Genomic DNA, 25,184 nt, shown 5'->3' with positions numbered 1-25,184 from the left:
TCAGGCTTTGCGACCGAGCATTCGCGTCAGGGTCGCATCACGATCAATAAAGTGGTGCTTCAATGCTGCCAACGCATGGAGACCGGAAAAAATTACCAGCGCCCACGCCAGCCAGAGATGAATCACCCCAGCGGTATCTGCCTGATCCGGTAGCCCGGAGACCAGTGCAGGAACTTCAAACAGGCCAAACACCGGGATCCCGACACCGTCTGCGGTGGAAATCAGGTAACCGGCAATCATCACAGAGAAGAGCCCGAGATACAGAAACCCGTGGCCGAATTTGGCGCCGATGCGGGTCATCCGGCTGTAGCTTTGCAGTGTTGGCGGCGGTGGGCTGATAAAGCGCCAGAGCACCCGCAACACCATCACACCCAACAACACCAGACCGATGCTCTTGTGCAGGTCCGGCGCGTCTTTGCGCCAGCTGCTGTAGTAATCCAGCCCCACCATCCACAGACCCAGCGCGAACAGCCCGAAGACCGCCAGCGCCACGCCCCAGTGCATGAAGATGCTGACCCAACCATAGCGTGAAGAAGAGTTACGTAGCTGCATTGCCCAAATCCTGTGAGAACTGCGAACCAAGACTAGCGAGTTATCTATCGAATTAAAGCGGAAAAATTTGCTTTGAAATATCGAGAAATACGATCAAGAGTTTTGAGCATGGTGGTTAAGGAAAGATTAAAGGGGGAAAGTGCGGGGCAGGATACTGGGTACAGATCCAAAGTTAGTGCTGCCTGAACCGGCCTCTTCGCGAGCAGGCTCGCTCCCACAGGGGATTGCATTCCAGCTGAGGGACCATTGTCGAATAATGTGGGAACGAGCTTGCTCGCGAAGGCGGTTTGGCAGGCAAAAAAAAGCGCGGCCTGCAAGCCGCGCTTTTTCATTCACCGCAAAGCCTTACTGCGCTTTGCTGTCGGTGCTTGCTGCCGGAGCCGGAGCGGCCGCCGGTTTAGCCGCTGGCTTCTTCGCCGGTTCAGCCTTTTTTGCCGCTGGTTTGGCCGCAGGCTTTTTCGTTTCGGCTTTCGCAGCAGGCTTCTTCGCCGCAGGCTTGGCCGCCGCTTTCTTCGCCGGCTCGGCTTTCACCGGAGCGGCTGGCTTCGGCGCTTCCACCGGGGCTGGCGCAGGGGCTGGAGCCGGAGCAGGCGCTGGGGCCGCCGGAGCTGGAGCTGGCTCAGGTGCCTTCACAGGCTCTGGCTTCTTCTCGTCATCCGAGCCGCCGAACAGGTTGGTGAAGAAATTGCCCTTCTTCGCTGCCGCGGCACCCGCCGCGCCTGCCGCTGCTGCGGCCGGAACCACTTTGACCGGTTCAAACGACTTGCCGGCTGCCAGGTCTTCAACCTGACTGGCCGCACGCTGACCGGTGCGCAGCGCGCCTTCCAGAGTGCCCGGGTACAGGGTGTCGGTGTGTTCGCCGGCAAACGTTACGCGTTGCAACGGACGCTCCCACAGGCGCCAGAACTTGCTGATCTGGCCCGGGCCGTAAGCCAGGTAGGCGCCGCCCATCGACGGGTCGGTGCTGTAACGACGGATTTCATAACCGGTGAACGAGCCACGGGCCTGTGGATAAAACGCGTGCAGACGGATCAGCACCTGATCGACCATCTGCTTGTCGCCAAACGCCTGCATCACGCGAGCGTTATCGCCGGACAGGTTGATCACCACGTTGGCGCCGCCCTTCAGTGCCGGTTCGATCCAGAGCATGCCGAGGCCGGCGTTGCTGTAGATCTCGCCGGACATGCGCGCCTTGCTTTCCCACACGGGCGTCTTGAACTTGAGCATGATCTGGTCGCGCCAGCCGTAGTTGGTGCCCTTGATCGCTGCCAGGTGCTGAGCATCCAGTGCCGGGGTCAGGGCAATCTTGTTCAGCGCGCGCAGTGGCACGGCCAGCACCACATAGTCCGCCTGGTAGCCAACACTGCCGACCTTGACGGTCACGCCGTCCTTGTCCTGAATGATCGCGGAAACCGGCGAGTTGGTCTTGATCGTCTTGATCTGCTTGACGAAGGCCTGGGCCAGCACCTGGCTGCCGCCGACCAGACGCGAGGCGCGCAGGTCACGGTCGGAGACGCCGCGATACACGCGGTTCTGCTGGGCGAAATACAGCAGCGACAGACGCGACGGCTCGTCGTAGTGGGTGCGGATGTCCTGGTTGATCAACTGACGCGCCGTGGCGGGCAGGTTCTGCTTGTCGAGCCAGCTCGACACGTTGATCTGATCCAGTGCGTGCAGGGTGCTGGTCGCCGCCGGGTTCTGCGGGTCGTCGATCGAGCGCGCCAGATCGTCGAGGGTTTTCTGGTAGCGCTTCAAGGCCTCGGCGGTGGCTGGCTGCTTGGTCGCCAGATCGGCAGCGGAAAAATACTCGCCGTCGATCAGATAACCCGGTGTACGCACGAATTCAGGGGCTGGCGTGGTGCCCAGCTTGAAGGTCGAAACGTATTTGTTCAGTACTGGCTGAGTCTTGTCGTTGCCGATCCACTCGCTGGTGGCCATGCCGGAGCGTCCGCCCAGGCTCGGTTTGGCTTCCAGCAGGGTGACCTGCCAGCCCTTGTTCTGCAGCTCGTAAGCCGCGGTCAGGCCCGACAGGCCGCCGCCGATCACGATTGCGGTTTTATCCTTGGCCAGCGCCGTAACGCTGAACAGCCCCAACATCACCAGCGCACAGGCGCGCAGCCAACCGACAGACATTCAGCGAACTCCGGAAATACACGTAGGAAAAAGCAGTTTTGCGGGTCAGACGACCCAAAGAACCGCGAAGAATACGTCAGCCATCAAAACGCCGCCAGCGACGTCTATCGGCCGATACAAAGTAGCTCAATCGACACAATGGGTTGTCCCGGCGCGATGCATCTCATAGGCTTGCGCGATTGTTTGCCCGCGCCTGACGCGAGCCGCCTCGAGGAGACTGTAAATGGGCCTGAATAACCAGTGGATGCAACGCGACCTCGCGGTGCTGTGGCATCCCTGCACCCAGATGAAAGACCACGAACAGCTGCCGCTGATCCCGATCAAACGCGGTGAAGGCGTCTGGCTCGAAGACTTCGAAGGCAAGCGCTACCTCGACGCGGTCAGCTCCTGGTGGGTCAACGTGTTCGGCCATGCCAACCCGCGCATCAACCAGCGCATCAAGGATCAGGTCGATCAGCTGGAACACGTGATCCTCGCCGGTTTCAGCCATCAGCCGGTGATCGAGCTGTCCGAGCGTCTGGTGAAGATGACCCCGGAAGGCCTGAACCGGGTGTTCTACGCCGATAACGGTTCGTCCTGCATCGAAGTCGCGCTGAAAATGAGCTTTCACTACTGGCTCAATCGCGGTCAACCGAACAAGAAGCGCTTCGTCACCCTGACCAACAGCTACCACGGCGAAACCATGGCGGCGATGGCGGTCGGCGACGTGCCGCTGTTCACCGAAACCTACAAAGCCCTGCTGATGGACACCATCAAGGTGCCAAGCCCGGATTGCTACTTGCGCCCCGAAGGCATGAGCTGGGAGGAACATTCGCGCAACATGTTCGCGGCCATGGAACAGACCTTGGCCGAGAACCATGACAGCGTCGCGGCAGTGATCGTCGAACCGCTGATTCAGGGCGCTGGCGGCATGCGCATGTATCACCCGGTGTACCTCAAACTGCTGCGCGAGGCCTGCGACCGCTACGGCGTGCACCTGATCCACGACGAAATCGCCGTCGGCTTCGGTCGCACCGGGACCATGTTTGCCTGCGAGCAGGCCGGCATCCGCCCGGACTTCCTCTGCCTGTCCAAGGCCCTGACCGGCGGCTACCTGCCGCTGGCGGCGTGCCTGACCACCGACGAGGTCTACAGCGCGTTCTACGACGACTACCCGACCCTGCGCGCCTTCCTCCATTCGCACAGCTACACCGGCAACCCGCTGGCCTGTGCAGCGGCGCTGGCGACGCTGGATATCTTCGAACAGGACAACGTGATCGAGAACAACAAGGCCCTGGCCCAGCGCATGGCCTCGGCCACCGCGCACCTGGTCGATCACCCGAACGTGTCCGAGGTGCGCCAGACCGGCATGGTGCTGGCAATCGAGATGGTCAAGGATAAAGCCACAAAAGAGGCCTACCCTTGGCAGGAGCGACGCGGCCTGAAGGTGTTCCAGCATGCGCTGGAGCGCGGCGCCTTGCTGCGGCCGCTGGGCAGCGTGGTGTATTTCCTGCCGCCGTACGTGATCACTCCGGAGCAGATCGACTTCCTCGCCGAAGTCGCCAGCGAAGGCATCGACATCGCCACCCGTGACAGCGTCAGCGTGGCGGTGCCGAAGGATTTCCACCCGGGGTTCCGTGATCCGGGCTGACAGGTCACCATAGAACTATTGTGGCGAGGGGCTTGTGTGGCGAGGGGGCTTGCCCCCGTTGGGGCGCGCAGCGGCCCCCAAAAACCCGAATCGAAAAACATCTGTCAAAGCCAGTTCAGCGAATTTGCGACTGCTTCGCAGCCGAACGGGGGCAAGCCCCCTCGCCACAAAAAGCCTAGCCACAGCACTGCATGCACCCATTTTTTAGAGACCCACCATGAGACTGTCCCGCTTCTTTATCGACGCCCCCCTGAGCACCGGCGAACACGAACTGCCGGAAGCCCAGGCGCATTACATCAGCCGCGTGCTGCGCATGGCCGAGGGCGATGCGGTGCAGTTGTTCGACGGCTCCGGCCATGAGTTCCGTGGCTCCCTGGTGGAAGTGGGCAAGAAACGCGTGGTGGTGCAGATCGACGAGCAACTGGCCGGCCAGGTCGAATCGCCGTTGCAGATCCACCTCGGCCAGGGCCTGTCCCGGGGCGAGCGCATGGACTGGGCGATCCAGAAAGCCACCGAGCTGGGCGTGACCGAAATCACCCCGATCTTCAGCGAGCGCTGCGAAGTCCGCCTCAAGGACGAACGCGCCGACAAACGCCTGCTGCACTGGCGTCAGGTGGCGATCAGCGCCTGTGAGCAGTGCGGTCGTTCGCGGGTGCCGGTGATTCATCCGCCGGTGCTGCTGGCTGACTGGCTGAAGCAGACGCAGGCCGAGCTGAAACTGGTGCTGCATCCAGTGGCGGAGCCGCTGGTGAGTCATGCCAAACCGGCGACCCTGGCGTTCCTGATCGGGCCGGAGGGTGGGTTATCGGATGCTGAGGTCGAGCAGGCCAAGGGCAATGGTTTCCACGCGGCTCGGCTTGGGCCGCGGGTGTTGCGTACCGAGACCGCTCCGGTCGTGGCGTTGGCGGTGGCTCAGCAACTTTGGGGCGACTTCTAAGCCCCTATCGCGAGCAGGCTCACTCCTACACATTGGAATGCGTTCCCCTGTAGGAGTGAGCCTGCTCGCGATCGCTTCACCTCGGTGTAACGGTCACTCCACCGGATCACTCACGGGCTTGGCAATAATCGCCTTCAGCTCGCTGGTCATCGGAAACTCCAGGTTCAAGCCCTTCGGCGGGATCGGCTGCTCAAACCAGCGCTTGTAAATCCCATTGATCTCCCCCGAGCGATACAGATCAGCCAACGCCCCGTTGACCAGCGCGAGGAACTGCGGATCGTCCTTGCGCACCATGCAGCTGTAAATCTCCCGCGACTGCTCCTTCCCGACCACCACCCAGTGATGCGGATCGCGCGCCTTGGCCCGTTCGCCGTACAGCAGCGCATCGTCCATGTAGAACGCCGCTGCACGCCCCGACTCCAGCATCTGGAATGCCTCGCCATGATCCTTGGCGCTGATCACGGACATATCGAGCTTGTGATCGTGGTTGTAGCTCTTCAGGTAGCGCTCGTTAGTGGTGCCGGCGGTGGTCACCACGTTTTTCCCGCGCAGGTCTTCGAAGCTGTTGATCCCGCTGTCCTTGGCCGTCAGCAACTGGCCTTTGACGTAGATGAAGCCGTAGGAGAACGCCACCTGCTTCTGCCGTTCGGCGGTGACACCGGTGGAGCCGCACTCCAGGTCCACGGTGCCGTTCTGCACCAACGGAATACGTGTCTGCGAGGTGACGAGGTTGTACTTCACCTTCAGCTCCGGCAGCGCCAGTTGCTGCTTGATCCGCTCGACAATCTTGCCCGCCAGATCTACTGAGTAGCCCATCGGCTGCCCCGTGTGATCGCCCACGTAGGAGAATGGTACCGAGGCATCGCGATAGCCCAGCGTGATGCTGCTGGCGCTGGCGATTTTTCCGAGAGTGCCGGTCAGCGGCGCCTCACTGGCCTGAGCCTGACTGCCGATCAGCAGCCCCAAAGTACAGGCAAGCAACGTGATTTTTTGCATTGTTATTCTCCGTTGTGGGCATTGTTGTTTGAGCGGTGAAGCATCAATCACGCTGCACGGGGGTTGAAGCCGTGCAGGTCGATGGAAGTGCGTTGCTGGCCGATCAGTTCGCTGAGCAACTGCCCGCTGCCACAGGCCAGGGTAAAACCCAGTGCGCCATGGCCGAGGTTGAGCCACAGATTGCGATACGCCGTGGCGCCCAACAGCGGCACGCCGGTGGGCGTCGCCGGGCGCATGCCGGCCCACTCCACGGCGGCGTCATAGTTGCCGGCATCGGGGAAAGTGTCACGGGCCTGACGCTTGATCAACGCCAGCCGCTGGGGATCGACCGCCGGATCGAAACCAACAATGTCGACCATCGCCGCTACCCGCAATTGCTCGCCGATGCGCGCGTAGACGATCTTGCGGTCATAGTCGGTGATGCTCACGTCCGGCGCCCGATGTTCAGCACCGATCGGCACCGTCAGGCTGTAGCCCTTGAGCGGATACAGCGGCAAATGCAGGCCGGGCAACGCCAGCAAAGGGCTGCGATGACCGGCGGCGATCACCAGTTGTTCGACCGGCAGCACGTCGCTGCCCAGTTCGACAGCGCTGACTGCGCCGTTGCTGTGGCGAATCCCGCTCACTGCCTGACCAAGGCGAAACTCGCAGCGCCCGGAGGCGCGCAAACGCGCGGCCAGTTGCTGGCAAAACCCGTGGCAGTCGCCCACTTCTTCGTCCGGCGTGTAGATCGCCCCGACAAACGCGGCGTCGGCCAGTGCGGGTTCCAGCTGCGCGCACTCAGCGGCGGACAAGACCTGCTGTTGCTGCGGGTCGGCCAGACCCTTGCGCGCATGTGCAAAACTGCCGGCGCTGCGGAAGGTCACCAGTTTGCCGTTGCGCCGCCAGTGGAATCCGCTCAGGCCATCGTCCTCGCGCCAGTGCTTCAACGTGCGCTGGCTGAGCAGTGCCAGACGCAACAGATGCGCCGCGTTCTCGCGGTTGACCGAGGTGCGGCAGGCGGCGAGGAACGCGGCCATCCAGCGCCACTGCGCCGGATCCAGACGCGGGCGCAGCTTGAGCGGTGAGTCGCCGCGCAGCATCCAGCCCAGCGCCTGCAACGGCACCCCGGCATCGGCCAGCGGCGCGACATAGCGATAGGACAACTGGCCGCCGTTGGCGAAACTGGTTTCGACGCCGAGCGAATCCCGCGCCTCGATCACCGTCACCTCAAAGCCGTCGCGCACCAGCGCATACGCCGTTGCCAGACCGATCACCCCACCACCGATGATGCATACACGCTGAGCCATGTCTGTCCCTGAAACCGTTGTGAAGACGAGGCCGAGGTTAGGGCCAGGTGACAGGCGCCGAACAATGAATAAAGATGTTCCCCCCATAAACAAAGGTTATGGACTCATCATGCGCTTGCGTCACATCGAGATTTTCCAGGCCATCCGCCAGACCGGTTCGATCAGCGCGGCCGCGCAGTTGCTGCACGTCTCGCAACCGGCGGTGACCAAGGTCTTGCAGCACGCCGAGCAGCAACTGGGCTTTCCGTTGTTTTTACGGGTGCGCGGCAAGTTGCAGGCCACCCCGGAAGCACTGGAGCTGGAGCGCGAAGTCGATAAAGTCACGGAGAGCCTGCAAGGGGTGCGACGTCTGGCCCAGAGCCTGCGCCGCGAGCCGGGGCACAGCCTGCGCATCGGCGCGACCCCGGCGCTGGCCTTGTCGTTGCTGCCGCCGGCGATTCATGAGTGGACCAGGCGCTATCCGGACAGCGCCTGCGAGCTGTCCAGCGCCCACAGCCGCGAGTTGATGCAGAACCTGCTGATGCGCGAAGTGGACGTGGCCCTGACCCTGCAACTGCCGGATCACCCGGGGCTGCAAGCGCAGCCGTTGGCGGCGGGTGTGCTGGTGGCGTTGGCGCCGAAGGATTTCTGGCCGCTGGCAGACGTCGGCAAACCGCTGCCCCTGATGGCGCTTGCGGGTGCGCCGCTGATTGGTTTGTCCAGTGCCGATCCATTGGCGGCAAGGCTGGACAGTTACCTGGAAGCGGTCGAACCGCCACCCCGGGTGCGGATTGCCGTGCAGACCTATTCGCTGGCGCGGGCGATGGTCGAGTCCGGCGCCGGCGTCGCGGTGATCGACCCGTTCACGGCGTTGGGTGCCTCATCGGCCACCACCACGATCCGCCCCCTCGCCCCGCCGCTGCCGATCACGCTTTACGCCGTGACCCGCGCCACTGAGCCACCGCCGCATACCTTGAATGACTTGCTGCAGATCTTCAGCCAGCGCGCTCAGGAACAACTCAATGCCCTCGTCCCTTTGTAGGCCTTCGCCTGCTCGCGATAGCGGTGTAGCTACAGGACATAAAACAGAATCGCCACAAAGTGCAGCAGACTCCCGGCGATCACGAACAAATGCCAGATCCCATGCGCATGCCGCAACCGGTGGTCCAGCGCAAAAAAGATAATCCCCACCGTGTACAACACACCGCCCGAGGCCAGCCAGGCAAACCCGGTCGTGCCCAGTGCCGCAATCAACGGTTTGACCGCCACCAGCACGATCCAGCCCATCACCGCGTAGATCACGATCGACAGAATCCGCGCCTCCGAGCGTGGTTTGATCTCCTGCAAAATGCCGATCAGCGCCAGCCCCCAGGCAATCCCGAACAACGTCCAGCCCCACGGCCCCCGCAGCGTCACCAGGCAAAACGGCGTGTAACTGCCGGCGATCAGCAGGTAGATCGAAAAGTGATCGACCTTCTTCATGATCGCCTTCTTGCGCCCGCGCACGCTGTGGTACACGGTCGAGGCGCTGTAGAGCACCAGCAGGGTAAACGCGTAGATCGCCACGCTGACAATCTTCCACGGACTGCCGTCCATGCTGGCAATCACCAGCATCCACACACCACCGATAAACGCTGCCACTGCCCCGACCAGATGTGTCCAGGCGTTGAGTCTTTCCCCGTGATACATGTGTCGCTCACCTCAAGATTCGTTACTGCAGCGCGCAAGGCTCGGGCCTTGAGCGTAAAAGCGCAATGTTTCCATTCAACACGATCCCTGTAGGAGCTGCCGAAGGCTGCGATCTTTGCTTTTCAAGATCAAAAGATCGCAGCCTTCGGCAGCTCCTACAAAGAGCGGTGCATACCGTGCACAATCGGTCGATACCAAAAAGAGTCCGCGCCATGCTGATCGACGAAGAATTGACCCTGAAAAAACTCGAGGTGTTCCTCGCCTTCATGCGTACCGGCAATCTGGCGCGCGCCGCCGCCGAGCTGCAGACCAGCAATGTCAGCGTGCACCGGGCGATCCATTCGCTGGAAAGCGCCCTGCGCTGCCCGTTGTTCAAGCACGAAGGCCGCAACCTGACGCCGCTGGAAAGCGCCTATGTGCTCGAAGAGCGGGCGCAGAAGCTGATTCAGGACGTGGTCGAAAGCGTACGCCTGACCCGCGAAGCCGCCGGGTTCTCGGCTGAACGCTTCAAGCTCGGCTCGCTGTATTCGCTGACCGTGAAGACCGTGCCGCAGCTGATCATGGGTCTGAAGATTCGTCGCAGCGAGCTCAACATCGACCTGATCCTTGGCTCCAACATCGACCTGCTCTACAAGCTGAAGAACATGGAAGTCGACGCGATCCTGGTGTCGCTGGACGACAGCGTCAGCGACCCGGACTGCGAGCAGATCCCGCTGTTCTCCGACGACATTTTCCTCGCCACGCCAGCGGATTCAAGGTTCGCCCAGCGCCAGGAAGTCGATCTGGCCGAGGTCCGCGATGAAACATTCATCACCCTGACCCAGGGCTTCGCCACCCATCAGGACGGCAACCGGGTGTTCAAGCAGGCAGGATTCGAGCCGAAGGTGGCGATGCAGGTCAACGACATCTTCACCCTGCTGAGCATGGTCAGCTCCGGGGTGGGTTATGCGTTGCTGCCGGGGCGGATTGCGGCGGTGTACGAGAATCGGGTGAAGCTGATTCCGTTGCAGGAGAAGTACCGCTTGCAGCAGCACATTGGCGTGGTGTTCTTGAAGGCCAAGGAGCGCGATCCGAACTTGTTGGCGTTGCTGGCGGAGTGTCGGATGTATGCCAATCGCCAAGCCTGAAACCGTGTGGCGAGGGAGCTTGCTCCCGCTCGGGTGCGCAGCGCCCGCAAATCAGGCCACCGGGTCTATCTGATACACCTCGGTGGTAGAGGTTGGGGCTGCTGCGCAGCCCAGCGGGAGCAAGCTCCCTCGCCACAAAAGCACTCAGCGATCAGCCAACAATCCCGCGAACAATGAAGAACAGCAACGAAGGCCCAAGCAGGCACCCAAGCCCGGTGTGGAACGTCGCCGTCAACGCCCCATAAGGCACCAACCGCCGATCCGTCGCCGCCAGCCCGGCGGTCACCCCACTCACCGTCCCGGCCAGACCACCAAACACCATCGCCGAACGCGGGTTATCCAGGCCCATCCAGCGTGCTGCGACCGGCGTGCCGACCATCACCAGAATCGCCTTGATCAACCCGGTGGCAATCGACAGCGCCATTACATCCGAGGTCGCGCCAATCGCCGCACCGGTCACCGGGCCGACGATGTAAGTCACCGCGCCCGCGCCAATGGTGGTCATGCTCACTGCATCGCGATAGCCGAAGGCCCAGGCCATGCTCGCGCCGACAATGAACGGCAGGATCGTGCCCAGCAGCAGCGCGATTACGCCGATCAAACCGGCCTTCTTCGCTTCGGTCGCCTGCACTTCGAACGCGGTGGCGACGATCGCGAAATCACGCAGCATCGCCCCACCCATCAGGCCGATACCGGAGAACAACGACAGGTCCGCCAGGCCCTTCTGTCCGCCGGTCATGGTACCGCCGACCCAGGCCAGCACCAGGCCGATGACGATGGCAATCGCCGAGCCGTGAATGCGCCCGAACGTCAGGCGTTTGGAGAGAATCACCGAGACCCACATGATCACACCGACGAAAGCGAAGGCCGTGACCAGACCGTTATGTTCCAGACCGTTTTCAATGAGTGCCCACATGTCAGCGACCTCCTACTGGCGTGCCGACCGGAGTGACTTCCACCGGTTCATCGGGTAACGGTTCGCCCTTGTGGGTTCGGCTGATCAAGGCAATCGTGCAGCCACACACCACTACGGAGCCAATTGCCGCCAGTACCGCCACCGGGCCGCCGTGCAGGGCGGTGACGACGTTCTGTTGCGCGGCCATCGCCACCACCACCGGAATGTACATCGCGCCCCAGAAGCCGACGCCCATCTCGCAATCCTTGGTCATGCCACCGCGTTTCTGCATCCACAACCGCGCGCAGATCAACAGGATCATGGCGATGCCGACCCCGCCGACGTTGGATTTGACGCCCAGTAACACACCGAGCATGTCACCCATGATCACCCCTGCCAGCGTACAGATCGCCAACAGCGCCACACCGTAAATAATCATTGTTGTAGTCCTCAAAGTGCATCGTCGAATGTTGTTTTTGTTGTTCGAAGCTTGAGTCGGCGTTTTAGAGTTGGCGGCCACCCTCCTCTCGCAACAGCGCCTGCAGAGTGTCGAGCCGCGCACTGTCGAAGGCAGTGACAGTGCCTGATTCGAACACCCGGCGCGCCAGCCCGGTCAGCACCGCACCGGGCGGCAGTTCGATCTGTAACCGTACGCCGCGCTCATAAGCGCTTTGCACGGTGCCACGCCAGTCCACCACGCGGCACATGTTGAAGGCGAGGTCGTCGCGCAGGGCCTCAGGCTTGATCACCGGACGCGCGCGACTGCCGCTCAGGTAAGCGATTTTCGGGGTCTTCAATTCAACCTTGGCGAAGGCCTCGGCGAGGGTTTGCGCGGGCGCCTCCAGCAGCGGACAGTGCGACGGCACACTCACCGCCAGGCGTTTCGCCAGACCGGCGCCCCGACTGCGCGCCAGTTCGGCCACCGCTTGCATGGCCTTGTCGCTGCCGGCAATCACCACCTGGTTATCGGCGTTGATGTTGGCCAGATAAACCGGCGACTCCGCACTGTGCACCTGCGCCAGCAGCGTTTCGACGGTGGATAATTGCAGACCGATGATTGCGGTCATGCCAAAGCCCTGTGGATAAGCCTGCTGCATCAACTCGCCGCGCAGGCTGACCAGATGCAGCGCATCGCTGAAGTTCAAGGCCCCGGCGACCACCGCGGCCGGGTAGGCACCGATGGACAGGCCGGCGACGTAATCCGCCGTCAGACCGTCCTGCAGCAATTGTCGTGAGGCTGCGACCCCGGCGATCAACAGACACAGCTGAACGGCTCGGGTGGTGCGCAACGCTTCGGACGAATCGAGCAGCGACACATCTTCACCGAGCACATCGCTGGCCTCGATCAACGTTTCCCGTGACAAACGCTGAAGCATGCCCGCTTGCTGCGCGCCCTGGCCGGGGAACACCAACAGGCTGCTCACGCTGCCTGCTCCTGTGGGGTCCACGGATCAGCCACCAGACAGGCCTGATGCTGGTTTTTCAGCAGCACGCGTGCAGACCCGCTGGCCCATTCGCGCAATGCGAGGGCACCGAATGGCGTCTGCAATTGCATGTCGACCCGGCACACGGCCTGATCGAACAGTGCGACCAGTTTGCGTGCCTGATGACGGGTGATCCGTTGCGGTGTACGCAGAATCAGGTCGAGATCGCTGGCCGCGTGCATCGCTTCAAAGCCACTGGCCAATTCAAATCCGACACTGCCGCTGACGCCCCAGACCCAACCGCAATCATCGAGCCCAGGTCGCAGTTGTTTAAGTGCCTGCATCACCGGTAAATCACGCTCGCAATCGACATGACACAGCGCCTCAGGGCTGACCCGACAGGCAATCGAATCGACCGCCATAAACACCGCCAGCCGCTGCTCACGCAACACACCGCGCACGCCCACCGCCACCAAACCTTCAGCGCTCACCGCCCGCCGCATCACCACCGGCTGCCCGGCCGCCAGCGACTCAACCGCCCACTGCGGCGCATCCGCCGGCAGCTGCGCAGGCGTCATGCCCCACAGCAGGTCGTGGGCCAGTGGCATGTTCACCACTGCGCCCTCAGCAGTTCGCGCACGCGGCTGGACGCTTCGCGATTTTTCGCACCGAGGCGATTGCTCAAGTCAGTCGCGGTGATATCGCCGATGGCTTGCTTCAGGCATTCGCTGACCCGCGCCAGATCCTCCGCTGTTGGCTGCTCGATCTGCTGCACCGACAAGGTTTCCCATAGCAGCCCGAGACTCGCATAACTATCGATGTCATAAGCCATCGGCGGCACGCTGGCGGCCAGTGCTTCCAGCTCTTCAACGCTGCGCAAGGTCACCCGCGCCGCCGAAGCCTTACCCATCGCATGCACCATCACGCCGGGGTCGCGCAGAGCGATCAAGCGATTGGCCTGGTAACCGTGAGCGAGAAACGCCCCGGACATCGCCTTACCCACCAGCAGCGCAATCACCGGATGCCCCGCCAGCCGGGCGCGGGCATAGCTGTCCGCCGCACCGGCCAAAGCCTGATGAATGCCGAGGGCTTCTTCGCGGCGGCCATAAGCCTGGCTCGGTACATCGACGATGGCGATGATCGGGCGCTTCTGCGCTTTGTCGCGGTCAGCGCTGATCGCGTCATCCACAGCCTTGGCCAGACCCCAACCTTCGAGCAAGCCAACTTCGCCGCTGCGCGCACGCGGGAAACGATTGTCCGGGTCAGCGACTACGGCGATAAAACGGCCCAGATCACCGTCAGCAACCTTCAACGAGGCCGGCAGCCCTTCAACCGCCATAGCACCCGCGCTCAAGGCGTTGAACCAGTGCAAACCGCGCAGTGAATAACCGCTCATGAGCGCTCTCCTTGATACAGATCGCGAACCACCGAAGGCTCGATTTGCTTGTCAGTGTTCAGGCTCGCCAGACGTTGCAGGAACCATGCGGCACGCTGACTGCGCGGCTGTGCTGGCAAACCCTGTTGCAGCAACTCGCCCACCTGTTGACGAATCTGCGCCACATCATCGGCGACATAACGATCCACCAGACCACTGGCGAAACGTTGCTCGCCACCGGTCAGGCTCCAGATAAAGGGCCGATCTCGCGAGTCGTATTCTTCGATCCCGGCTTCCTGCTCGATCACCTGCGGGCCGTTCAAGCCGAGGCGCGCTTCCTGGGTCACCAGCAAATAGCTGCACAGCGCAGCGGCAATCGACATGCCGCCAAAACAGCCGACGCTGCCCGCCACCACACCGACCACCGGTTGGTACTGCTGCAAATCGACAATCGCTGCATGAATATCGGCAATCGCCGCCAGCCCGAGGTTGGCTTCCTGCAAGCGCACGCCACCGGTTTCCAGCAGCAACACGGCACGGGTCGGGATGCCCTTGCGGTTGTCTTCAGCGGCCAGTTCCAGCGCGCCGGCAATCTTCGCCCCGCCGACTTCGCCGAGGCTGCCGCCCTGAAAGGCGCCTTCAATCGCCGCGATCACCACCGGCACACCGTCGAGGCTGCCCTTGGCGATCACCACGCCGTCATCGGCTTGCGGCACCACACCCTGGCGTTCGAGCCACGGCGACATGACGCGCTGAAACGGGTCGAGCAATTCACGAAAGCTCCCGACATCGAGCAAGGCTTTCGCCCGTTGCCGCGCACCGAGTTCGACGAAGCTGTGTTTGTTGAGCAGCGCTGCGCTGTCAGTCATGGCCGATCTCCTCGAAACCCTGTTCCAGACGTAAACGCACTACCCCCGGCGTCGCGCCGAAATCGTGGATGTCGATCGCCATCGCCGGCGGCGTGGTGCCGTCGAACATCCGCGCAAACAGATGCTGCCAGCGCTGCTGCGCACCGTTGACCGAGGTCTGCACATTGATCGTCAGCTTGCCGGCCAGCCCCGGTTCGATCAGCACTTCCAGATCACCCGAACCGACACAACCGACCAGTGCGCGACCGCGTGGCGGCTGCCCGGCGGGGAATTCAAACGATAGGGTTTCCATCAAAACGCTCCCTGAAGGATGCCATCGCGCTCGATTCGGTCGAGCAGCAGCGTGGCGGCGAGCAAGTCGGCGGCGCCACCGGGCGAGGCATTCAATGCGATGAGTTGTTGATCCAGTTCGTGCAGGCGCCGACGCCCGCCGAGGCTCGCGCTGCCGCCGGCGTCGAGCACGGCTTGCGCGCCGCTTTGCATGGCGTGCAGACCCTGTTCACCGGCGCGGTAAAGCACGCAGGTGTCAGCGAGGTCAGTCATGATCGCCAGCAAGGCGTCGAGCCGGGCGTTCTGTTCGCCGTGGCCATTGGCGCGGCTGCGTTTGAGTTGTGGCAAGCCGCGTTGCAGCACCGAAGGGAAGCCGAGTTGCGCTTGTTCGCGAGCACCGCGTGCGCCGTAACGCAAAGCGACCTGGGCGCCGTGGCTGAGTGGGCGCGGTGCGTAGCGGTCGTCGAGCAATGCCAGACGCGCAGCACGCACGGAGACGGCGCTGGAGCCGCTGGATTGCGGTTCCAGTGCCGCGGCGGTGATCAAAAGCCCCAAGGCCCAGATCGCCCCGCGATGGGTGTTCACGCCGTTGGTGGTCGAGAGCATCGCTTGCTCGCCTTCACGGCCGATGCGGCCAATGGCTTCGCGCAGTGGTAAACCGGCCTCTCCGATTTCAACCGCCGCTTCAGCCATTTCCTTGAACGCCGGCCACAACGACAACGCCGACGCGTGCATCAGGCCCAGGTGCAAATCGGTGTGCGCGCCATTGCCACGCCGGTCGACCAGCGCCGGTTTCGGCGACAGATCGGCTTCGTCGATCAGCGCATCCACCGCCAGATCGGCCAGGCGTTCGCTCAGGCTGAGGGGTTTCGCTTGCAGGTTGAGTGCGTGCATTACCAGCTCCTGAACTTGGCGGGCGGGTTGTACAGGCCGCCGGACCACTCGACCAGATCAGCCACGCTTTTCGCCGCCAGCAGTTCGCGGGTGGCGTCGGTGCGGCGGATGCCGAGGTCTTCGGGCAAGGCGATCAGGCCTTCGCGGCGCATGCGTTCGGTGTCTTTCGGGTTGTGGCGCAGGCCGATGGCGGTGACACCGGCAACAGCGGCGATCATCGCCTGGCGTTCTTCCAGCGAGCGCGCCTTGTACAGGTAGGCGATGCCCTCTTCGGTGAGCAGGTGAGTGACGTCGTCGCCGTAGATCATGATCGGCGCCAGCGGCATGCCGCTTTTCTTCGCCACTTCCACCGCGTCGAGGGTTTCGACGAAGGTCGGTTTGCCGCCCTCCTGGAAGGTCTCGACCATTTGCACCACGAGTTTCTTGCCGCGTTCGAGCATCGGTTGCTGCGAGTCGTCGTGACGCATGTCGAGCCACGCCGGGGTGCCGTGACGCCGGCCACGCGGGTCGTGGCCCATGTTCGGCGCACCGCCGAAACCGGCGAGGCGGCCACGGGTCACGGTGGAGGAATGGCCATCGCCATCGACCTGCAACGTCGCGCCGATAAACAGATCCACCGCGTACTGCCCCGCCAGTTGGCAGAACATCCGGTTGGAACGCAGCGAGCCGTCGCGGCCGGTAAAGAACACGTCCGGCCGCGCGGCGATGTAGTTTTCCATGCCCAGTTCGGTGCCGAAGCAATGCACGCTTTCGACCCAGCCGCTTTCGATCGCCGGGATCAATGTTGGGTGCGGGTTGAGCGTCCAGTTGCGGCAGATCTTGCCCTTGAGGCCGAGGGATTCGCCGTAGGTCGGCAGGATCAGCTCGATGGCGGCGGTGTTGAAACCGATGCCGTGGTTGAGCGACTGCACATTGTGTTTTTCGTAGATGCCACGGATCGCCATCATCGCCATCAGCACGTGCACAGGCTTGATGTGCCGTGGATCACGGGTGAACAGCGGTTCGATGTAGAACGGCTTGTCGGCCACCACCACGAAGTCGACCCACGACGCCGGGATGTCCACGCGAGGCAGCTCGCTGACGTCGTCCACTAACTGGTTGACCTGGACGATGACGATGCCGTCGCTGAACGCCGCCGGTTCGATCAGCGCGGGAGTGTCTTCGGTGCTCGGACCGGTGTAGATGTTGCCGGCGCGGTCAGCCATGAAACCGGCCGAGAGCACGACGTTGGGGATCAGGTCCACCACCAGCCGTGCGTAGAGTTCGATGTAGGTGTGAATCGCGCCGACTTCCAGCAGACCGTCTTCGAGCAACTGGCTGATGCGCAGGCTCTGGGTGCCGGCGAAGGAGAAGTCGAGCTTGCGGGCGATGCCGCGCTCGAACAGGTCCAGATGCTCGGAGCGGCCGACACTGGGCATGATCATGTGCAGGTCGTGGAGCTTGGCCGGGTCAGCCTTGGCCAGCGAACGGGAAAGGAAATCCGCCTGCTTCTGGTTGTTGCCCTCCAGCACCACACGGTCGCCGGGATGGATCAGCGCTTCGAGCGCGGCGACGATCTTGTCGGTGGGCAACACCACACCGTCGGCCAGCCCGCGCACCTTGTCGAGGCGCCGCTGCTTCTCGTCACGCCGCCGCGTCCAGCGCGAGTCGGGGGAAATTGTTGTTGTCATGCTCACTCCACGGGGTTCGCTGTCGTGGAGCCAAGGTAGGCGTGTGGGTGAGGCGCATCAATCAAGCGCGGCGGTGAATCATTACGCTCAGCGTAACGGTTTAGATAGCTATCGCGAGCAGGCTCACTCCTACAAGGGAACGCATTCCAAATGTAGGAGTGAGCCTGCTCGCGATGGCGTCAGAGGCCTCACCGCAATTCTTCAGTCTGTGGGCACCAATTTGTCCAACACCCGATTCACCGCCATCTCCGCCACCATCACCACCTGAGCAATGCCTTGCAGCGTCTTGCGGTGCGTGCCTTGTACCAGCGCCGCATGGTTGTTGAGCATGACCGTGGCCGAGCCGAGTGATTCGCAGGCGTCGGCCAGCAGGGATTCACTGTCGGCGTCGGGGTTGACCATGTAGAGCGTGTTAGGGGTGTAAGGCGCGGCCATGAGGTCGGGTGACGGCGGGCCGAGGTAGTGGTCGAGGGCGCGTTCGGCGGCTTCGTGGAATTTCTTTGAGTCGGGGGCTTCGTAGGGGGATGCCGCATCTGTTGGCGGCGGACTTGGTGTCGGTTTAATCATTTTCAGGTTCCGAAATAAAGCTGGAACCGCTTCTCTGCTAAAAGAAGGGGTGGCAGCTGAACGCAGGTTAGCAGACCGGGGAACCTAAGGAAGCCGGCGCGCCGAAGCGCCCTGCGCACAGCCGCCATCGAATGCAGGCACTGAGCCTGACGATGATGTATGTGCACCCTTAGATTATCCACGAGCTGCTAAACCCGATCACTGGGAATCAGTGACGGGATCAAGTTACGCAGCCTGCCGAGGGCGCACAAGCCGGCGGATTCTGGTGCATGCGTAGGCAGCGGCGCAAGGATTTGTAGGCTGGTGAGCCGTAACACTGAGTGTCTTTAAACGGGTGTACTGGAAGGTGTTTATTGCGCGACGGGAATTGAGGATTTGTCTGTCGGATTCTAGGTGATGCATAGGACGCTATCGCGAGCAGGCTCACTCCTACAGGGGGAACGCATTCCAATTGTAGGAGTGAGCCTGCTCGCGATGAGGCCAGTCAGGCCACTGAAGATTCTGGATCAGTGAATAAGGCCAGCCTCCACCAACAACTGCTCCAACCCCAACAAATCCGGCACCTTCGCCACCTGCTCCCCGACCTGCACCGCCGCCTGCTCCAGCGCACACAACGGCACATCGACATAACTCAACTGACTGTCGAGCTTGTACGAACGCGGAATTCCCTGCACCAGCAGCGCAATGAATTTCAGCTGCGGCAACCCTCCGAGGGCGTTGAGGATGACGATCCGTGCACGCTCGCCGATGACGACTTTCTGCCCGCAGGCCGACTCGAAACTCAGCAACGGAATCTGCCGCTCACGCCAGCTCACCCGCCCCAAATACCACGGCGGTGTGTCGAGGTCGAAGGCGCTGGCCTGGTAGTCGATCAGCTCGGCCACCGCGACGTTGGGCAGGATCAGGTTGCGGTCGGCCAGCGGCAGCAGCAGGCCGGTGAGTTGGCTGGTGCGCGCGTTGTGGCGGCGCTCATGCATGTTTCTTGCTCCAGTGGGCAATGCTTTCGAGCAGCACCGACTCCTGATACGGCTTGCCGAGGTAGTCGTTGACGCCGATGGCCATCGCGCGGTCGCGGTGTTTCTGCCCGGTGCGCGAGGTGATCATGATGATCGGCAGGTGTTGCAGGCGTTCGTCGTGGCGCACCTGGGTGGCGACTTCGAAGCCGTCCATGCGCGGCATTTCGATGTCGAGCAGCATCAGGTCGGGCATGTGTTCTTCGAGCAGCAACATCGCATCGACGCCGTCCTTGGCGGTCAGCACGTTCATGCCGTGGCGTTCGAGCAAACGGCTGGTGACCTTGCGCACGGTGACCGAGTCGTCGACCACCAGCACCAGCAGCGGTTTCTGTGGCTCGCTGTCGATTTCCGCATGGGCCGGACGCTGCGCGACCCGCGCCTGCATCGCGCGGATCGGCGCCAGCAGGTCGAGAATCAGCACCACCCGGCCATCGCCGAGAATCGTCGCCCCGGACACGCCCTGCACCGCCGCGAACTGCGGGCCGAGGCTCTTGACCACGATCTCGCGGGTGCCGGCCATCGCGTCGACCTGCACCGCGATGTGCCGGTCATTGCACTGCACCAGCAGCACTGGCAATGGCAGGCTCTGGCCGAGCAGTTTCGGCCGTGGCGCGGTTTTCAGCAGCTCACCCAGGTAGCACAATTCATAGCGTTGCCCGCCGTAGTGGTAGCTCGGCGGATCGTTGCGAAAGTACCCTTCCAGATCATTCGGCAGGACGCGCACAATGCCTTCGATGGTGTTCAGCGGAATCGCGTATTGATCCTCGCCGCACTGCACCATCAACGCCCGATTGACCGACACGGTGAATGGCAAGCGAATGCGGAAATGCACACCCTGCCCCGGCACCGAGTCGATGCTCATGGTGCCGCCGAGCTGGCGGACTTCTTCGTGGACCACGTCCATGCCGACGCCGCGCCCGGAAATCTGGGTGATTTTTTCAGCGGTGGAAAAGCCCGGCTGCAGGATGAACTGCAGCACATCGCGGTCACTGATCTCGGCGTCCGGCGCCAGCAAACCGCGCTTGATCGCCTTGCGCCGCACCGCATCCAGCGGCACCCCGGCGCCGTCGTCGCGGATATCGAAAACGATGTCGCCCCCCTCTCGCAAGAGGTCCAGGCTGATCGTGCCTTGCGCCGGTTTGCCCGCCGCCAGCCGCACCTCGGCGGACTCCAGGCCATGATCGACGGCGTTGCGCAGCATGTGTTCCAGCGGCGCGGCCATGCGCTCCAGCACGTTGCGATCCATCTCGCCTTCGGCGTTGTCGATGATGAACGCGACGTCCTTGTTCAGCTCTTCGGCGACCTGACGCACGATACGTTTGAGCCGTGGCAGCATGCGATCGAACGGCACCATGCGCGTGCGCATCAGGCCTTCCTGCAACTCGGTGTTGATCCGCCCTTGTTGCTGCAACAGGTTCTCGGCATCGTGGTTGCGGCGGTCGAGGGTTTCCTTGAGGTCGAGCAGGTCCGAGGCGGATTCGAACAGCGCCCGCGACAGTTGCTGCAACTGCGAATGGCGGTCCATTTCCAGCGGGTCGAACTCTTCGTAACCGAGGCGTTCGGCATCGACTTGCTGGCGGCTGAGAATCTGCCCCTGGGTTTCGGTGTCGAGCCGGCGCAATTGATCGCGCATGCGCTCGATGGTGGTTTCCATCTCGTTCAGCGCAACCTGCGCATCGTTGACTTGCTGTTCGATACGGCCACGGAAAATCGAGGTTTCCCCGGCCAGGTTGACCAGTTCATCGAGCAGTTCGGCTGAGACCTTGACCATGTCCGCGCCGGCATCGGCGGCCGGTGCGGCGGGTTCGGTCTTGACCGCCGGCGGCAGCGGCGGCGGTGTGTCGGGGGTCGCCGGGTGGCTGAAATTCTGGATCGCGCTGATCAGCCGATCCGCAGGCGGGCATGGCTGCCCGGCGCGCACGCCGTCGAGCATTTGCGCCAGTCGGTCATGGCCGCGTTGCACCAGCGCAAACAGTTCGGCGGACGGTTGCAGCACGCCGGTGGCGAGGCTTTCGTAAAGGTACTCCAGCTCATGGGCCAGGTCGCCGATCGGGCCGATCTCGACCATCCGCGCGCCGCCCTTGAGGGTGTGCAGGTCGCGCAGCAGGGTTTCCACTTCCTGCCGATTGCCCGGCTCGGCCTGCCAGCGCAGCAACGCCGCGCCGGAGTTTTCGATGATGTCGAAACCTTCTTCGAGGAAGATCTCCAGCAGCTCCGGGTCATGTGCGGCGCTGTCGTGTTCGGCGGTCGGCTGCGCCGTTTCGGCAGTGCCGGAGGCGCCCTGACGGAACTGGCGGATCGCCTCGATCAGATCCAGCGCCGGGGTCAGCGGTTGACGCGCCTGCAACTGCTCCAGCAACAACGCCAAGCGGTCATGGCTCTTGTGCAGTAAATGCCCCAAGGTCTCGCTGTGACTGTAGCGACGGTCCACCAGCCCTTCGTAAAGACCTTCCAGTTCATGCGCCAGATCGCCGATGGCATCGACCTCGGCCATCCGCGCGCCACCCTTGAGCGTGTGCAAGTCGCGCTGCAACGACGACAGTGGCGCAGCGTTGTCCGGGTCGCTCAACCAGCGCTGCAAGGCCTGGCCGGCACTGTCGAGAATGTCCACCGCCTCTTCGAGGAAGATCTCGACGATCTCGTCGTCCGGTGCGGTTGCGCTATTGGCCTGGGCGAGTTCGGCGGTCGCGGCGCCCAGTTCATGGATGCTCAAGGTGCGGCTGCCGTCGCTGCGGATCAGCCCCATGGACGTCGGGTCGAGGCTTTCGTCGAGCAGCTCGTGCAGGGCACGAATACGCTGCGGCTGCGGCGTGACTTCCTGGCCGGCAGCCAGTTCGTCGAGCATGTTGATCAGCGCTTCGTGGGCGTTCTGCGCCTCCTGGAAAAACCGCTCGCTGACCGCCAGGCTGCTTTCTTCCACCGCGCCGTAGAGGTCGAGCAAGGCTTCGCACAACACGTCCACCGGCAGCAGATCGGCCAGATGCGCGCCTTCGCCGAGGGTGGTCAGTTCATCCAGCAGCGCGCTGAGTTCCTGGCGCTCGCCGGGGTGCTGCTGCCAACGCTGCAGCAGGCTTTCGGCGTCGAGCAGGATGTCCATGCCCTGGGCGAGGAAGTTGTTGATCAGTTGCGGATCGCGCTTGACCCGCAGGCCTGTATTCGGCGCATTGAGGATGGCTTCCAGACGTTCGGCAAGCAGCGCACCGGTGCGTTTGATCAGCGACTGCGCACCGACGATCGGCGCCAGCGGATCGTGCTTGAGCTGACGCAGGCCAACCCGGAACAGGCCCTCGGCTTCGAGCAGCAGTTCCACTTCGTCCAGGTCGAGCGGCAACTGATGCGCCTTGAACTCGCGGGCCAGTTGATCCAGCGGCGCCGCCAGTTCGGCAATCGGCAGCACACCGGCCATCGACGCACTGCCCTTGAGGGTGTGCAAGGCGCGCTGCAATTCGTCGCTGGCCTGCAGCGGTACATGCTCGGCGGCCTGATCGAGGAACCGGTTGAGGCTGGCGAGGTGGGTTTCGGCCTCGTTGCGGAAAATCTCCAGCAACAGCGGATCCAGCGCGGCAACGTCGGCGACGTCTTCATCGGCCAATGCCGCGTCACCTTTGGCCAGTGCGTGAGCGCGGGCCGCAAGTTGATCGACGTCACTGCGCTGACGCTGGCGCTGAGTGGCGAATTCGTTGATCAGCTCCGGCAGCAACAGCACGCTGTCCTGGAGCAACTGCTGTACCTGCGGGCCGGGTTCGACGCTGTGTTCCAGCACGCGGTTGAGCAGGTTTTCCACCGCCCACGCCAGCTCACCCAGGATCAAGGCACGAACCATACGCCCGCTGCCCTTCAGGGTGTGAAAGGCGCGACGCAGTTCGGTCAGTGCGGCGCGGTCATGGGTGTCGGCCGTCCAGCGCGGCAGGTATTCGTGCAGAACCTCGAGCACTTCGTCGGTCTCTTCGAGGAACACTTCGCGCAGTTCATCGTCCACCGGTTCTTCATCGGCGGGCGGCGGCATCAGGCTGCCGGGGGTGATCAGGGCCGGCGGGTTGACCGCCGAGACCGGGCTGGCCAGTACATCGGCCAGCGACTGCACGGTCTCGGGATCATCCAGCGCTTGCAGGTCCTGCATCACCCGCGCTTCGCTGGGGCTGAGCACGTCGTCGAGCAGCGGCACGTATGGTTCGTTGGGCTGTTCGTCTGGAAAGAACCCAAGGCTGGCGAGGCTCTTCTGCGCGACGTCCAGCAGTTGCTCATTCGGCGCTTGCGGGTCGTCGCCGAGGCGTTCGAGGTAATACTCAAGGCTGGTGATGACGTCGGCCAGATTATCCAGTTGCTGCCAGCCCGGCTCGTGGGGATCAAGCAGCAAATGCTCGCGGATGAAGCTGTTGCAGGCCTCGACCAGACTGGCCGCCCGGCTCAGCGGAATCATCGCCAGCGCGCCGCGCACCTGGGTCAGCAGCTCCGGCAACGGTTGCAGGTGCTGGCGATCCCAGTCGGCGTCGATGTAGTCGACGATCATGTCCTTGGCCTGTTGCAGGCAGATGCGCGCTTCCTTGATCACGATCTGGTGGATCTGCGTCAGGTCGGTAGTCGGCAAGCGCGAGTCTTCGGGGCTTTCCGGCTCCACCGTGCCGACCATCCCGGCCAGGTTCGCTTCGACGTAGAGCAAGGCGCCGGCGACGTCCATCAGCGTCGCGTCGTTCGGTTCGCGCTGGCCCTGGGCGAGGCTGAGGACCACCGCCAGTTGATCGATGATAACCTTGCGCGGCTGGCCGAAACCGAGCACCGCCAGGGTGTCGGCGATCTGCCGCAGCGGCGCCAGCAGGCTTTCCAGATCGGCGATGTGCTGACGGTCGCTGCGCACGAACAGGTCGAGGCGTTCCTTGACCCGCACCAGTTCTTCGCACAACGCCGCCAGCACCGAGCGCATCGCATCGCGGTCGGGGCCGGCCAGGCGCACGCGTTCTTCGTCGACCATCGCGCTGTCGGGCAACGCGTCGTCCAGGGAGTAGCGATCTTTCATGGTCAGCATCTGCCCGGTGGGATGTTCGGCTTTGGCAATATAGAACAGCAGGCTTTTCAGCAGCTCCGCAGGGGGCGGCTGATTGAGGCCGCGCATGCCCTGTTCGAGCAGGCGCTTGAGTTCCTTGTCGGCGTCCTTGAACAGGCTGCGCAGCGCCGGGCTGTGGGCGATGGCGCCTTCGCGCATGCCTTCGACCAGCGCCGATGCCACTTGCCACAACGGGCTCAACGGCGCGTCGCCGCTGAGCGCTTCGAGGCGAGTGAAGACTTTCGCCAGGTACTCCAGATGCGTCTGGTCATCCTGCTCGCGCAACAGCCCGACCAGCGCCATTTGCAGCATCTGGCGCAACTTGCGCAGCACGTTCGGCAGATCTGGCGGCTCCAGTGTCGCCAGCGCTTCATCGCTGAGCGGCGGCAGCTCGGGCAATTGCGGGCTGAACAAGCTGGTTTCCGAGAGCAGGCTTTCGCCCCGGGCGCTGCGCAGGTCGTTGATCAGCGGCAGCACCACCAGTGGCAGGTCGCGGCGGGCGTTCTGTACGCGGTCGAGGTAGATCGGCAATTGCCCGAGGGCTTGCAGCAGCAGGTGCAGGGCTTCGTCGCGATGGCTGACGCGTTCATGTTGCAAGGCCTCGACCAGATGCTCCATCTCTTCGGCGAGCAACGCTGCGCCGTAGAACTCGACCATCTGCAGACTGCCGTGGACCTGATGGATGTAATCCAGGCACTCGTCCAGCCCGGGAAAGGCCTGCGGATCATCGAGCACGGCTTCAATCGCCTGATGCGCCTGTTTCAGCGTTTCGGCAATTTCGCCCTTGACCCATTCGAGGGCCACGTAGTCGTGCCGGTCACCCATAACCAC

At 63.0% G+C, this 25,184-nt stretch carries 21 protein-coding genes; 4 read left to right on the top strand and 17 right to left on the bottom strand.

Features of this window, described 5'->3' with window-relative positions; translation table 11 throughout:
* Both KKQ10_RS07385 and KKQ10_RS07380 read right to left on the bottom strand, forming a co-directional pair.
* Positions 1 to 552, bottom strand: coding sequence for a cytochrome b (locus tag KKQ10_RS07385; protein ID WP_215500671.1), 552 nt, complete (start codon positions 550 to 552; stop codon positions 1 to 3).
* Between the two features lie 345 nt (positions 553 to 897).
* Positions 898 to 2,685 (bottom strand): flavin monoamine oxidase family protein, encoded by a 1,788-nt coding sequence (locus KKQ10_RS07380; RefSeq protein WP_215500670.1) that lies wholly within the window; start codon positions 2,683 to 2,685, stop codon positions 898 to 900.
* Between the two features lie 223 nt (positions 2,686 to 2,908).
* On the opposite strand from KKQ10_RS07380, the gene KKQ10_RS07375 reads away from it, so the two are divergent.
* Together KKQ10_RS07375 and KKQ10_RS07370 are read left to right on the top strand one after the other, a co-directional pair.
* Positions 2,909 to 4,315: an adenosylmethionine--8-amino-7-oxononanoate transaminase gene (locus tag KKQ10_RS07375; protein ID WP_215500669.1), complete on the top strand. Its 1,407-nt coding sequence runs from the start codon at positions 2,909 to 2,911 to the stop codon at positions 4,313 to 4,315.
* A gap of 217 nt (positions 4,316 to 4,532) precedes the next feature.
* On the top strand, positions 4,533 to 5,252 hold the full coding sequence (locus KKQ10_RS07370; protein WP_127647893.1) for a 16S rRNA (uracil(1498)-N(3))-methyltransferase: 720 nt from the start codon (positions 4,533 to 4,535) through the stop codon (positions 5,250 to 5,252).
* 93 nt (positions 5,253 to 5,345) lie between these two features.
* Here KKQ10_RS07370 and KKQ10_RS07365 read toward each other — a convergent pair whose 3' ends face one another.
* On the bottom strand, positions 5,346 to 6,248 hold the full coding sequence (locus KKQ10_RS07365; protein WP_215500668.1) for a transporter substrate-binding domain-containing protein: 903 nt from the start codon (positions 6,246 to 6,248) through the stop codon (positions 5,346 to 5,348).
* Between the two features lie 47 nt (positions 6,249 to 6,295).
* Positions 6,296 to 7,537, bottom strand: a complete 1,242-nt coding sequence (locus tag KKQ10_RS07360; RefSeq protein ID WP_215500667.1) for a D-amino acid dehydrogenase — start codon at positions 7,535 to 7,537, stop codon at positions 6,296 to 6,298.
* 109 nt (positions 7,538 to 7,646) lie between these two features.
* Between KKQ10_RS07360 and KKQ10_RS07355 the strand changes: the two genes are divergently transcribed.
* Positions 7,647 to 8,558 (top strand): LysR family transcriptional regulator, encoded by a 912-nt coding sequence (locus tag KKQ10_RS07355; RefSeq protein WP_215500666.1) that lies wholly within the window; start codon positions 7,647 to 7,649, stop codon positions 8,556 to 8,558.
* 29 nt (positions 8,559 to 8,587) lie between these two features.
* Here KKQ10_RS07355 and trhA read toward each other — a convergent pair whose 3' ends face one another.
* Complete coding sequence (gene trhA, locus KKQ10_RS07350; protein WP_215500665.1) at positions 8,588 to 9,205, bottom strand: PAQR family membrane homeostasis protein TrhA; 618 nt, start codon at positions 9,203 to 9,205, stop codon at positions 8,588 to 8,590.
* A 212-nt stretch (positions 9,206 to 9,417) separates the two neighbouring features.
* Between trhA and KKQ10_RS07345 the strand changes: the two genes are divergently transcribed.
* Positions 9,418 to 10,332, top strand: coding sequence for a LysR family transcriptional regulator (locus KKQ10_RS07345; protein WP_127647898.1), 915 nt, complete (start codon positions 9,418 to 9,420; stop codon positions 10,330 to 10,332).
* Between the two features lie 151 nt (positions 10,333 to 10,483).
* Here KKQ10_RS07345 and madM read toward each other — a convergent pair whose 3' ends face one another.
* The 12 genes from madM to KKQ10_RS07285 all read right to left on the bottom strand — a co-directional run bounded on the left by madM (position 10,484) and on the right by KKQ10_RS07285 (position 25,178).
* Positions 10,484 to 11,248: a malonate transporter subunit MadM gene (gene madM, locus KKQ10_RS07340; protein WP_127647899.1), complete on the bottom strand. Its 765-nt coding sequence runs from the start codon at positions 11,246 to 11,248 to the stop codon at positions 10,484 to 10,486.
* 1 nt (position 11,249) lies between these two features.
* Positions 11,250 to 11,666: a malonate transporter subunit MadL gene (gene madL / locus KKQ10_RS07335; RefSeq protein WP_003229065.1), complete on the bottom strand. Its 417-nt coding sequence runs from the start codon at positions 11,664 to 11,666 to the stop codon at positions 11,250 to 11,252.
* A 64-nt stretch (positions 11,667 to 11,730) separates the two neighbouring features.
* Positions 11,731 to 12,651: a malonate decarboxylase subunit epsilon gene (mdcH, locus tag KKQ10_RS07330; protein ID WP_215500664.1), complete on the bottom strand. Its 921-nt coding sequence runs from the start codon at positions 12,649 to 12,651 to the stop codon at positions 11,731 to 11,733.
* Positions 12,648 to 13,268, bottom strand: a complete 621-nt coding sequence (locus KKQ10_RS07325) for a malonate decarboxylase holo-ACP synthase (RefSeq protein WP_215500663.1) — start codon at positions 13,266 to 13,268, stop codon at positions 12,648 to 12,650. Before KKQ10_RS07325 ends, mdcH begins: the two co-directional genes overlap by 4 nt.
* Positions 13,262 to 14,047 carry a biotin-independent malonate decarboxylase subunit gamma gene (gene mdcE, locus KKQ10_RS07320; protein ID WP_215500662.1) on the bottom strand — a complete coding sequence of 262 codons (786 nt, stop codon included), beginning with the start codon at positions 14,045 to 14,047 and terminating at the stop codon, positions 13,262 to 13,264. Before mdcE ends, KKQ10_RS07325 begins: the two co-directional genes overlap by 7 nt.
* Positions 14,044 to 14,895 carry a biotin-independent malonate decarboxylase subunit beta gene (locus KKQ10_RS07315; RefSeq protein WP_215500661.1) on the bottom strand — a complete coding sequence of 284 codons (852 nt, stop codon included), beginning with the start codon at positions 14,893 to 14,895 and terminating at the stop codon, positions 14,044 to 14,046. The genes mdcE and KKQ10_RS07315 overlap by 4 nt, the downstream gene beginning before the upstream one ends.
* A complete protein-coding gene (locus tag KKQ10_RS07310; RefSeq protein WP_003229075.1) occupies positions 14,888 to 15,187 on the bottom strand; it encodes a malonate decarboxylase subunit delta in 300 nt (99 codons plus the stop codon). Before KKQ10_RS07310 ends, KKQ10_RS07315 begins: the two co-directional genes overlap by 8 nt.
* Complete coding sequence (locus KKQ10_RS07305) at positions 15,187 to 16,059, bottom strand: triphosphoribosyl-dephospho-CoA synthase (RefSeq protein WP_215500660.1); 873 nt, start codon at positions 16,057 to 16,059, stop codon at positions 15,187 to 15,189. The genes KKQ10_RS07310 and KKQ10_RS07305 overlap by 1 nt, the downstream gene beginning before the upstream one ends.
* Positions 16,059 to 17,729 (bottom strand): malonate decarboxylase subunit alpha, encoded by a 1,671-nt coding sequence (mdcA, locus tag KKQ10_RS07300; protein WP_127647905.1) that lies wholly within the window; start codon positions 17,727 to 17,729, stop codon positions 16,059 to 16,061. Before mdcA ends, KKQ10_RS07305 begins: the two co-directional genes overlap by 1 nt.
* 201 nt (positions 17,730 to 17,930) lie before the next feature.
* Positions 17,931 to 18,296 carry a DUF6124 family protein gene (locus KKQ10_RS07295; RefSeq protein ID WP_215500659.1) on the bottom strand — a complete coding sequence of 122 codons (366 nt, stop codon included), beginning with the start codon at positions 18,294 to 18,296 and terminating at the stop codon, positions 17,931 to 17,933.
* A gap of 506 nt (positions 18,297 to 18,802) precedes the next feature.
* Entirely contained in the window at positions 18,803 to 19,273 is a 471-nt protein-coding gene (locus KKQ10_RS07290) for a chemotaxis protein CheW (RefSeq protein WP_127647908.1), read from the bottom strand.
* A complete protein-coding gene (locus KKQ10_RS07285) occupies positions 19,266 to 25,178 on the bottom strand; it encodes a hybrid sensor histidine kinase/response regulator (protein WP_215500776.1) in 5,913 nt (1,970 codons plus the stop codon). The genes KKQ10_RS07290 and KKQ10_RS07285 overlap by 8 nt, the downstream gene beginning before the upstream one ends.
* Positions 25,179 to 25,184 lie beyond the last annotated feature (6 nt).

It is taken from the genome of Pseudomonas sp. MG-9, from assembly GCF_018729515.1.
Lineage (GTDB): Bacteria > Pseudomonadota > Gammaproteobacteria > Pseudomonadales > Pseudomonadaceae > Aquipseudomonas > Aquipseudomonas serboccidentalis.
This window is presented reverse-complemented; position numbering and strand designations above follow the sequence as displayed.